General features: G+C 72.3%; 9 protein-coding genes. 3 read left to right on the top strand and 6 right to left on the bottom strand.

Annotated elements, in window-relative coordinates:
* Positions 1–89: 89 nt before the first annotated feature.
* Positions 90–854 carry a LuxR C-terminal-related transcriptional regulator gene (locus tag CCN33_RS18560; RefSeq protein WP_086694701.1) on the bottom strand — a complete coding sequence of 255 codons (765 nt, stop codon included), beginning with the start codon at positions 852–854 and terminating at the stop codon, positions 90–92.
* Positions 851–2,143: an ATP-binding protein gene (locus tag CCN33_RS18555; RefSeq protein WP_086694700.1), complete on the bottom strand. Its 1,293-nt coding sequence runs from the start codon at positions 2,141–2,143 to the stop codon at positions 851–853. The genes CCN33_RS18560 and CCN33_RS18555 overlap by 4 nt, the downstream gene beginning before the upstream one ends.
* 221 nt (positions 2,144–2,364) lie before the next feature.
* Between CCN33_RS18555 and CCN33_RS18550 the strand changes: the two genes are divergently transcribed.
* Together CCN33_RS18550 and CCN33_RS18545 are read left to right on the top strand one after the other, a co-directional pair.
* Positions 2,365–4,017, top strand: a complete 1,653-nt coding sequence (locus CCN33_RS18550; RefSeq protein WP_086694699.1) for a PspC domain-containing protein — start codon at positions 2,365–2,367, stop codon at positions 4,015–4,017.
* Positions 4,004–4,219: a hypothetical protein gene (locus tag CCN33_RS18545; protein WP_086694698.1), complete on the top strand. Its 216-nt coding sequence runs from the start codon at positions 4,004–4,006 to the stop codon at positions 4,217–4,219. The genes CCN33_RS18550 and CCN33_RS18545 overlap by 14 nt, the downstream gene beginning before the upstream one ends.
* Positions 4,220–4,258: 39 nt before the next feature.
* On the opposite strand, the gene CCN33_RS18540 is transcribed toward CCN33_RS18545, so the two are convergent.
* The 4 genes from CCN33_RS18540 to guaA all read right to left on the bottom strand — a co-directional run bounded on the left by CCN33_RS18540 (position 4,259) and on the right by guaA (position 8,905).
* Complete coding sequence (locus CCN33_RS18540) at positions 4,259–4,789, bottom strand: DoxX family protein (RefSeq protein WP_086694697.1); 531 nt, start codon at positions 4,787–4,789, stop codon at positions 4,259–4,261.
* Positions 4,790–4,907: 118 nt separating this feature from the next.
* Positions 4,908–6,191: a hypothetical protein gene (locus CCN33_RS18535; RefSeq protein WP_086694696.1), complete on the bottom strand. Its 1,284-nt coding sequence runs from the start codon at positions 6,189–6,191 to the stop codon at positions 4,908–4,910.
* Between the two features lie 194 nt (positions 6,192–6,385).
* The gene (locus tag CCN33_RS18530; protein WP_086694695.1) at positions 6,386–7,180 is read right to left on the bottom strand and encodes a class II aldolase/adducin family protein; all 795 of its coding nucleotides are present in this window, start codon (positions 7,178–7,180) and stop codon (positions 6,386–6,388) included.
* A gap of 144 nt (positions 7,181–7,324) precedes the next feature.
* Entirely contained in the window at positions 7,325–8,905 is a 1,581-nt protein-coding gene (gene guaA / locus CCN33_RS18525) for a glutamine-hydrolyzing GMP synthase (RefSeq protein WP_086694694.1), read from the bottom strand.
* A 319-nt stretch (positions 8,906–9,224) separates the two neighbouring features.
* On the opposite strand from guaA, the gene CCN33_RS18520 reads away from it, so the two are divergent.
* On the top strand, positions 9,225–9,494 hold the full coding sequence (locus CCN33_RS18520; RefSeq protein WP_086694693.1) for a chorismate mutase: 270 nt from the start codon (positions 9,225–9,227) through the stop codon (positions 9,492–9,494).
* Positions 9,495–9,746: the final 252 nt, after the last annotated feature.

Here is a 9,746-nt window from a genome sequence, read left to right as displayed (position 1 = left end):
GGCCACCCGGGTGGCCTAGGGCTTCCGCCGGGATACGCAGGGATTGCGGGGGGGCGGGGTCAGAGTGGGGCTCCGGCTTCGGCCTCGGGTCAGACCAGCCGGCGGGCCGTGGCCCAGCGGGTCAGCTCGTGCCGGTTGGAGAGCTGGAGCTTGCGCAGCACCGCGGAGACATGGGACTCGACCGTCTTCACCGAGATGAAGAGCTGCTTGCCGATCTCCTTGTAGGCATAGCCGCGCGCGATCAGCCGCAGCACCTCACGCTCGCGCTGGGTGAGACGGTCGAGGTCCTCGTCGACCGGCGGGGCGTCGGTGGAGGCGAAGGCGTCCAGCACGAACCCGGCCAGCCGGGGCGAGAAGACCGCGTCGCCCTCCTGCACCCGGAAGATGGAGTCGATCAGGTCGGACCCGGTGATGGTCTTGGTGACATAGCCGCGCGCCCCGCCCCGGATCACCCCGATCACGTCCTCCGCCGCGTCCGACACGGAGAGCGCGAGGAAGCGCACCGGCTGCTCCGGGTCGGCCATCAGGGCCGCGCTGCGCCGGAGCACCTCGACCCCGCCGCCGCCGGGCAGATGGACATCGAGCAGGACCACCTCGGGCCGGGTCCTGGTGATGACCGCGACCGCCTGGTCGACGTCCGGGGCCTCACCGACCACCTCGACCCCGGTACGCGCGGTCTGCCCGATCTCCGCCTGCACGCCGGTACGGAACATGCGGTGGTCGTCCACGAGCACCACGCGCACATGGCGCCCGACCGCGCTCTCGGTGCCTTCGGTCGTCTTCGCGGTGTCGCGTCCGGGTTCGGCCACCTCCGCCTCCCCCGCCGTGCCGTTCGCCTCGGTCGCGTCACTCATGCCGTCTTCTCCGCCCTCTCCATCTCCAACTCGACTTCCGTGCCGCCGTCCGGCACCGACCGCAGCCGGGCCGTACCGCCGTTGCGCTCCATGCGCCCGATGATCGACTCCCTGACCCCCATGCGGTCGGCGGGTATGGAGTCGAGGTCAAAGCCTGGACCCCGGTCGCGGACGGACACGAAGACCGTACGGCCCTCGACCTCCGCGTAGACCTGCACGGCACCGCCCTCGCCACCGTACTTGGCGGCGTTGACCATCGCTTCGCGCGCGGCCTGCATCTGCGCGATCGTGCGGTCGTCCAGCGGGCAGTCGCCCACCACCACGACCTCTATGGGCACGCCGTGCTTGTCCTCGACCTCGGCCGCGTTGCGCCGCACCGCCTCCGCGACCGTGTCCGGCTCGTCGGCCTCGTCCTTGCCGGTGCCCTCCGGCTTGTACAGCCAGGTGCGCAGGTCCCGCTCCTGCGCGCGGGCCAGGCGGCGCACCTCCCCGGCGTTGTCCGCGTTGCGCTGTATCAGGGTGAGGGTGTGCAGCACCGAGTCGTGGACGTGGGCGGCGACCTCGGCCCGCTCCTGGGCACGGATGCGCATCAGCCGTTCCTCGGACAGGTCCTGGGTCACGCGGACGAGATAGGGGCCCGCGAGCAGGGTGATGCCGACCAGCACGGCGAGTGCCGCCTCCAGCACCGCGCCCAGGTGGGCGGCGGACACCTGCATCAGGAAGATCGCGGAGACCCCGGCGGTGACCAGCAGCACGCCCACGGCCGCCCGGAGCAGGGTGAGCGTGCGCCGACGGCCGCCGACCTCGACCCAGCGGGCCCGGCGGGCGTTGTCCGCCTGCCGCCACACCAGGGCGACACCGGCCGCGACCAGCACCACCGGTACCAGGTACGCCTTTGCGGTGTTGGTCAGGTTGACGCTGCCCAGGAAGACGATGGACACGATGACCATGAGGAGCAGCGCGACCATCTGCCCCTTGTCGGGTTTGCGGGCGACGAGTCTGCGGCGCCCCTCCCGCGAGGTCTCGGTGCCGACCAGCGAGGCCGGTTTGTGGTCGCCCACCCCGCCGACACCGAGCGGGACGAAGAACCAGAACGCGGCGTACAGCAGCGCACCGAGTCCGTTCGCCATGAGCAGGCCGACGAAGGCAAGCCGCACCCACACCACGGGCAGCCCGAGATGCCCGGCGAGCCCCCGCGCCACTCCGCCCAGCCAGCGGCCGTCACCGCTGCGGTAGAGCTTGCGCGGCGGCCGCGGGTCTTCGAGTGGGAGTGCTGCGGCTTCCGGCATGCCAACGATGGTCACACGGCGGCCGGGACCGGGGCATCAGGGTCGCCCCCCGAGACTCCCCTGATCTTCACCAGGGTTTCCCCCAGTCCCGGCGGACGACTCCGGGCCGGGGCCCCGGCCCGGAGTCGAACATCTCCCCCGCTCGTCTCAGGGGCGATTTCAGGGTTCGACCAGGGTCGACCCGACTGCCCACACGACTCCCGGCCCGTCACCATGGACACATGACGGATCACGAGCACGCCGCGACGGGTCCGGGACCCGGCACCGGCCCACGCCCGGCACCGGGCGCCGGGCCGACGGATGCCGAACCCGCCGCGACGGAGCGGACGGGAGCGGACCGGGCGGACACCACACGAGCACCGGAGACGCCCGCGGGAGAGCGGGGCGCGGAGAGAGGGGGTGGAGCGGTGAGGAACACGGGAGAGACGGACTCCGGGGCGCACGGGCCTGAAGCGGAGGAACCGGGAGCGCGGGGCTCGGCAGCGCCGGGCTCGGCGGCCGGCGGCTCGGGAAGAGCGGGAGAAGCGGACACCCCGGCAGGGCACCGCACCGCCGAGACCCCCCGCCGCTTCCGCCGCGACCGGCGGCACAAGATGATCGCGGGCGTGTGCGCGGGCCTCGGCCGCCACACGGACATGGACCCGGTGATCTTCCGCATCACCCTGGCCGTGCTGGCCGCGACCGGTGGCATCGGCCTGATCTTCTACGGCTTCGCCTGGCTCCTCGTCCCGTACGACGACGAGGAGGAGAACGAGGTACGCAAGCTGCTGACCGGCCGGGTCGACGGGCAGGCACTGGCCGCCGTCCTGTTCGCCCTGATCGGCTGCGGGGTCATCCTGACCACCCTGCGCAACGGCGGCGTGCTCACCTTCGCCGTGGTGCTCTCCCTGCTGCTGGCCGGGGCCGGGTACTGGTCACGGCACCGCGCCACCACCGACCCGGCCCCCTCTCCGAGCGACGAGCCGAAGTCGCCCAGGGGCCACCCCATAGCGGCGCAGGCGGCGGCCGACGCCCCACCGGAGACCCAGGCACCGCCGATCTACTACAGCGGGCCCTCCTGGTGGCGGGACCCGATCGTCAAGGACGGCACCCACGTCGGCGGCACCGGGTACTTCTGGGGGCCGAGCGACGCCTACGAGCAGCATGTGTCGCCCTCCCCGCCGATCGACTTCGTCATGCAGCTCCCCTGGCCCCACTCGCTCGCCGGGCGCACAGCGGGTGACAAGCGCCCCAGGTCGCGCGGGCCGCGCTGGATCAGCGGCTGGGTGTTCCTGCTGGCGCTGCTGGCGGGCGGCCTGGGCGGCAGCCGCAACTGGGAGTCCCGCCCGCTGGCCACCAGCCTCCAGACCGGGCTGGCCTGCGCGCTGGTGGTCTTCGGACTGGGCATAGCCGTCAGCGCCTTCCTGGGGCGCACAGGAGGCGGGTCCGCCTTCCTGGCCCTGGTGACGGCGCTGCTGCTGGCCGGAAGCGCCGTGCTGCCGAGCGACGTCACCTCGCACTGGCGGCAGACCGCCTGGCGGCCGGCGGCCACGGCGGACGTCCGCCCCGCCTACGAGCTGGGGTCCGGCTCCGCCACCCTCGACCTGACCAGGGTGCGCCTGGCCAAGGACCAGACGGTCTCCACCAGGGCGGGGCTGGGAGCGGGCCGGCTGCGCGTGATCGTCCCGGCGGACACGGCGGCGGTGCTGAGTATCGACGTGGGGGTGGGCGACATCCGGTTGCCCGGTGACAACACGAAGGACGTGGACGTGCGGCCGGGCCGGCATGAGACGACGAATCTGGCGCCGGACAAGGGGACCAAGGAGGCCGGCGTGCTGCGGATCGACCTGCATGTGGGCATCGGGCAGGTGGAGGTCAGCCGTGCTGCGTCATGAGTTCCAGCCCGGCCGGCTGGTCGGCGGGGTCTGCCTGACGGTCGCGGGCGCCCTCTACCTGGGGGACGTGCGCGGGCTGTGGGACATTCCGTGGTTCACCGCGATCCCCCTGGCCGTCGGCGGCCTGTTCCTGGCGGGCGTGACCACCGCCCTCACCCGCGCCCTGCGCAGACGGAACGGCGCGGAGGACGAGAAGGTCTGAGGTCCCGCCCGGGGACTCGGCCGGGTGGCAGATCCGTATCTAGCGGTATCCGCCCGACCGGCGTCGGCGCCGGTCCCGCAGAGAGGCATCGACGGAGAGGTAGGGGGTGCCCGCGAGGACGAGAGGCAGCCACGCCATCAGATAGGCGAGGTCGTTGCCGTAGTAGTAGGGGCTGGTGGCCCAGCTCACCGTCAGCCACAGGCTCAGCGAGATCAGCGCACCGCCGAGGGCGGCCAGCCGGCCGAGGAGCCCGACCAGGATGCCGATGCCGACGGCCAGCTCACCGAAGGCGATCGCGTAGCCGAAGCCGACGGGGCTCTTGAGGGCCAGGTCGACGAGGGCCGGGATCGCGGAGGAGTCCCGGACCGCGCGCATCGTGTCGCCGAGCGAACCGGCACCGCCGGCCTTCATGAAGGCGCTGTCGGTGATCTTGTCCAGACCGGCGTAGACGAAGGTGACGCCCAGGAAGATCCGAAGTGGGAGAAGGGCGTAACGGGTGGCGGTCGCCCGCCAGTCACGGTCCCCGTCGAGATGGGTGGTGTGCGTGTCCGTTCGCAAACCCTGAGTCATCACTGCTGGCCGCCTCTCGCCCACCGTCCCGGACCCCTCACACGACGATACGTATGAAGAAAGGAGCCGGTTCAATCCTCCCCGGAGGATTTTCCGGATATCGGTGCAGCGTACGGGGTCAGTCCGTCACCTCGATGGGGTACCGGTTGGTGGCCAGCCCGGCCGCCGTCACCACCTGCACCTCCACCGCGCCGGGCTCCACCTCGACCGGGACCGGGACGGTGAGGACGCTGTCGGTGGGGTTGCGGAAGCCGCCGGCGACCGGGATCAGGGGCACATGGACGTCGACCGCGCCGATACGGACGACCATGCGGGCGAGCCGGTCGGCGCCCTGGGCGCCGGGCGGGACGAAGCCGGTGCCGCGGATCTCGATGTCGTCCCCGGTGCGGATCGGCCCGTCCAGGTCGCCGGGCTCGCGGGCACGGATCACGGAGAGCACCACCGGACGGCCGCCCTCGGCGTACTTGCCCGCCAGGTAGGTGGCCGCCGAGATGAGCACCAGCACGGCCAGCCCCCAGGGCAGGTCGGGAAGCTGGTCGGGGCGGCGGCCGAGCCGGACGGCGGCGAAGACCAGGGCGACGGCACTGATGACGACGTACTGGATGTCGGCGAAGGCACCCCGGCCCGCGTCGTCGGTGAGCAGGTCGGCGGCGCGCGGCCGGTGCGCCGGGACCTTCTGGAGGCGCTGACCGAGGACACGCAGGCCGACCACCCGGCGTACCAGGACGGCGATGCCGCACACCACGGCGAGGACGGTCACCACACCCGCGCCGCGCGCGAGGTCGAGGCCGGCGAGGAGGGAGTCGCGTTCGGCGGGGTCGGAGGCGGCGGCGAGGCGGCCCGCGAGCAGCAGGACGGCGTAGGCGACGAACAGCACCCAGAAGGCGGCGACCGTCCGGGAGGTGGACATCCGGTTGTCCTCGCCGATCATCGGGGCCAGCGCCCCGCCACGCGCCCGGTGGAAGAAGCCGGCGAGGGTCAGCGCGCCCGCGACGGCCACCGCGGCGAGCAGTCCGGCGGTGCGGGCACCGCTCCAGCCCGCGCCGATCGCGGTGAGGGCCTGGGCGAGCAGCAGGATCACCACCGCTCCCCAGGCCAGGAAGGCGGTGCGGGTCCAGAGGCCGGCGAGCCAGGCGTCGCCCTCGGCGCGGCCGCGTTCGGCGACCGCCTCGGCGCGCTGGGCCAGTTCGGCGGAGATCCACTGCCGGGACGCCGAGGCGGAGTGCGCCACGGCCGGGGGCAGCCCGCGTCCGGCGGCGAACTCGTCGCGGCCCTGCCGGAAGGCGGCCAGCGCCCGCCGATGGCCTTCGCGCGCCCCGTGCGGGCAGTCCCCGCACGCACAGCCGCCTCCGTGGGCCCCCGCGCCGTCCGCCGCGCCCTGCCTCGCCTCCTGCACCGCCACGACCGACGCCCGCCTTCCCCGCTACCCGAGATCCCGGAATACGACCGTCACGCACAGTGCGTGCGGTGGCCGAGCAACTCCCCTGTGACCAAGGCGAATTGTGCCCTACGCCGGGCACCCTGGGTTCGCCGGTCCGCGCTGGGCGGAAAGGACCGCCCATCCTGCTGACCCACTCGCACGACCGTGCGGGAGGCTCAGCTCAGCAGGTCGGGTTCGCTGCGGCTGATGTCCTGCCAGAGGGGCTGGTAGTTGATCCAGGCCACGAGGTCGCCGCCGAGCTGTTCGCGGGTGGCGACGGCCTGCCGGTGCTCGATGAGGACGGGGCGTCCGGCGGCCTCGGCGGTGAGCTGGACCTGGCAGGAGCGTTCCATGGACATGAACCACCAGGCGGCGGCGTCAACCGAGTCGCCCACGGTGAGCAGGCCGTGGTTGCGCAGCACCAGGGCCTTGTTGGAGCCGAGCACCGAGGCGATGCGGCGGCCCTCCTCGGCGTCGACGGTGACTCCGGTGTAGTCGTCGTAGAGCGCGGTGTCCTCGTAGAAGGCGCAGCTCTCCTGGGTGATGGGGTCGGGGACCTCGCCGAGGGAGGCGAGGGCGCGGCCGTGCACGGAGTGGCAGTGGGCGACAGCGACGACGTCCGGGCGGGCCGCGTGGACCGCCGCGTGGACGGTGAAGGCGGCCTGGTTGACGTGGTAGCCGCCCTCGACGACCTGGCCGTCCTGGTTGGCCAGGACCAGGTCGCTCACGGTGACGTGCTTGAAGGGCATCCCGAACGGGTTGACCCAGAAGCAGTCGCTGAACTCCGGGTCACGGGCGGTGATGTGGCCCGACACGCCGTCCTCGAACCCGGCGCGCCCGAAGAGGCGCAGGGCGCCCGCGAGGCGTTCCTTGCGGTGGCGGCGTTCCTCGTCGACCGACTCGTGCATGGGCGGCATGGCGAACCGCAGCTTGTCGGTGGGCAGCGGCGAGGGAGGGGTGGGCCGGTGCATGAGTCCTCCAGCGCTGGGGTGCTTTACGGACCGGAAGTTACCGTCGGGTGGCGGGTACCAAAAGAGGCCGAGTGACGAAAAAGAGGTGGAACGGCCGGAGCCGTTCCACCTCGGGCGGTGCCGGTCAGCCGGCCGGCACCCGGGTCACTCCCACTCGATGGTGCCCGGCGGCTTGGAGGTCACGTCGACGACGACGCGGTTGACGTCGCGGACCTCGTTGGTGATCCGGGTGGAGATCTTCGCCAGCACGTCGTAGGGCAGCCGGGACCAGTCGGCGGTCATGGCGTCCTCGGAGGAGACCGGGCGCAGCACGATGGGGTGGCCGTAGGTGCGGCCGTCGCCCTGGACGCCGACCGAGCGGACGTCGGCGAGCAGTACGACCGGGCACTGCCAGATCTCGCGGTCCAGACCGGCGGCGGTCAGCTCCTCGCGGGCGATGGCGTCGGCGTCGCGCAGCAGGTCCAGGCGCTCCTTGGTGACCTCACCGACGATGCGGATGCCGAGGCCGGGACCGGGGAACGGCTGGCGCTGGACGATCTCCTCGGGCAGGCCGAGTTCCTGGCCCACCATGCGGACCTCGTCCTTGAACAGCTTGCGCAGCGGCTCGATGAGCTGGAACTCGAGGTCCTCGGGGAGGCCGCCGACGTTGTGGTGCGACTTGATGTTGGCGGTGCCGGTGCCGCCGCCGGACTCGACCACGTCCGGGTACAGGGTGCCCTGGACCAGGAACTCCACGGCCGGGCCCTCGTCCGCGATGATCTCGGCCTGGGCCTGCTCGAAGACGCGGATGAACTCGCGCCCGATGATCTTCCGCTTCTCCTCGGGGTCGGAGACCCCGGCGAGCGCCTTGAGGAAGCGCTCCTCGGCGTCGACCACCTTGAGCTGGACACCGGTGGCGGCGACGAAGTCCTTCTCGACCTGCTCGGTCTCGCCCTTGCGCATCAGGCCGTGGTCGACGTAGACGCAGGTGAGCTGGGAGCCGATGGCCTTCTGCACCAGGGCGGCGGCGACGGCGGAGTCCACGCCGCCGGACAGGCCGCAGATGGCCCGCTTGTCGCCGACCTGCTCGCGGATCGCGGCGACCTGCTCCTCGATGACGTTGCCCGTGGTCCAGGACGGGGTCAGGCCCGCGCCCCGGTACAGGAAGTGCTCCAGCACCTGCTGGCCGTGCGTGGAGTGCATGACCTCGGGGTGGTACTGGACGCCGTAGAGCTTCTTCTCGTCGTTCTCGAAGGCGGCGACCGGCACCACGTCGGTGGAGGCGGTGACGGTGAAGCCCTCGGGGGCGGCGGAGCAGGCGTCGCCGTGGGACATCCACACGGGCTGCTCGTCCGGGGTGCCCTCGAACAGGGTGGAGCCGGACATCGAGACGTGCAGGCCGGTGCGGCCGTACTCGCGGGCGCCGCTGTTGTCGACAGTACCGCCGAGGGTCTGCGCCATGAGCTGGAAGCCGTAGCACATGCCGAAGACGGGGACGCCGGCCTCGAAGAGGTCGCCGTCGAGCTGCGGGGCGTTCTCCTCGTAGACCGAGGAGGGGCCTCCGGAGAGGATGATCGCCGCGGGGTTCTTGGCGAGCATCTCGGCGACCGGCATGCTGCTGGGCACGATCTCGCTGTAGACCCGCGCCTCGCGGACGCGACGGGCGATGAGCTGGGCGTACTGCGCGCCGAAGTCGACGACCAGAACGGTGTCGGGGGCGTCGGCAGACTGGGTCGCTGATGACACGGGGTGCCTTCCGGCGGTGGGGCGGGGGTCTGTATGACCGATTCTAACGGGGGTGGGCGCCGCCCCCTCCCGGACGCCGCAGGGAGATGCCCACAGGCGGTCCGGGGTGACCGGCGGTCGTGGCATACTGACCCCGTGTTCACCCAGACGACGTTCCTCTTTACCTATGGCACCGGGCCCGCCGGCTGCCATGGTCGTTCTGCTTGAGCACATAACAAGCGACTTCCGACAGGCGCTCCGGGCCGACAAGGCCCGGAGCGCCTGTCGTCTTTCCGGGTCCTGCCGGTCCGGGGCGGCCACCAGCCCCCAGGAGCCCCGCATGACCACCGCCACCCCGCACACCGAGCCCGAGCGGACCATCGACGACGCCCGCGAGCGGATCGACACCCTCGACGACCGGATCATCGGCCTCGTCCAGGAGCGGATGGCCGTCTCCGCCGTCGTCCAGCAGACCCGGATCGCCTCCGGCGGCCGCCGGGTCAGCCTGTCCCGCGAGATGGAGATCCTCGGCCGCTACCGGGACGCCCTCGGCAAGCCCGGCACCGCGCTCGCCATGACCCTGCTGGAGCTGTGCCGGGGTCGCATCTGAGTTCGGGGCCGCTCTCACCCGTACGGCGCGTGACCGGCTCGCGCACCGCTTCGTTGAGCCCCATGTCCGTGCCAGCCAGGGGCGGGCCCGAATGAACCACGCGTGGCTCGCCGGGGCGATGAGGGGTACGGGTCGTGCCGTACGCCGTGGGACCTCGTCCCGGAACAGTGACCGGACGGCAGGGGACAGCAGCCCGGTCACCCTAGAGAACGGCCGGCTCCGGGGACGCCCGGGGCCGTCCGTTCTCTAGGG

It is taken from the genome of Streptomyces recifensis (assembly GCF_002154615.1).
GTDB classification, from domain to species: Bacteria; Actinomycetota; Actinomycetes; order Streptomycetales; family Streptomycetaceae; genus Streptomyces; species Streptomyces griseoluteus.
This window is presented reverse-complemented; position numbering and strand designations above follow the sequence as displayed.

Coding starts and splice junctions, on each gene's coding strand:
- CCN33_RS18540 (WP_086694697.1), bottom strand. CDS start 4,789: ATGACTCAGGGTTTGCGAACGGACACGCACACCACCCATCTCGACGGG.
- CCN33_RS18530 (WP_086694695.1), bottom strand. CDS start 7,180: ATGCACCGGCCCACCCCTCCCTCGCCGCTGCCCACCGACAAGCTGCGG.
- CCN33_RS18520 (WP_086694693.1), top strand. CDS start 9,225: ATGACCACCGCCACCCCGCACACCGAGCCCGAGCGGACCATCGACGAC.
- CCN33_RS18560 (WP_086694701.1), bottom strand. CDS start 854: ATGAGTGACGCGACCGAGGCGAACGGCACGGCGGGGGAGGCGGAGGTG.
- CCN33_RS18550 (WP_086694699.1), top strand. CDS start 2,365: ATGACGGATCACGAGCACGCCGCGACGGGTCCGGGACCCGGCACCGGC.
- CCN33_RS18555 (WP_086694700.1), bottom strand. CDS start 2,143: ATGCCGGAAGCCGCAGCACTCCCACTCGAAGACCCGCGGCCGCCGCGC.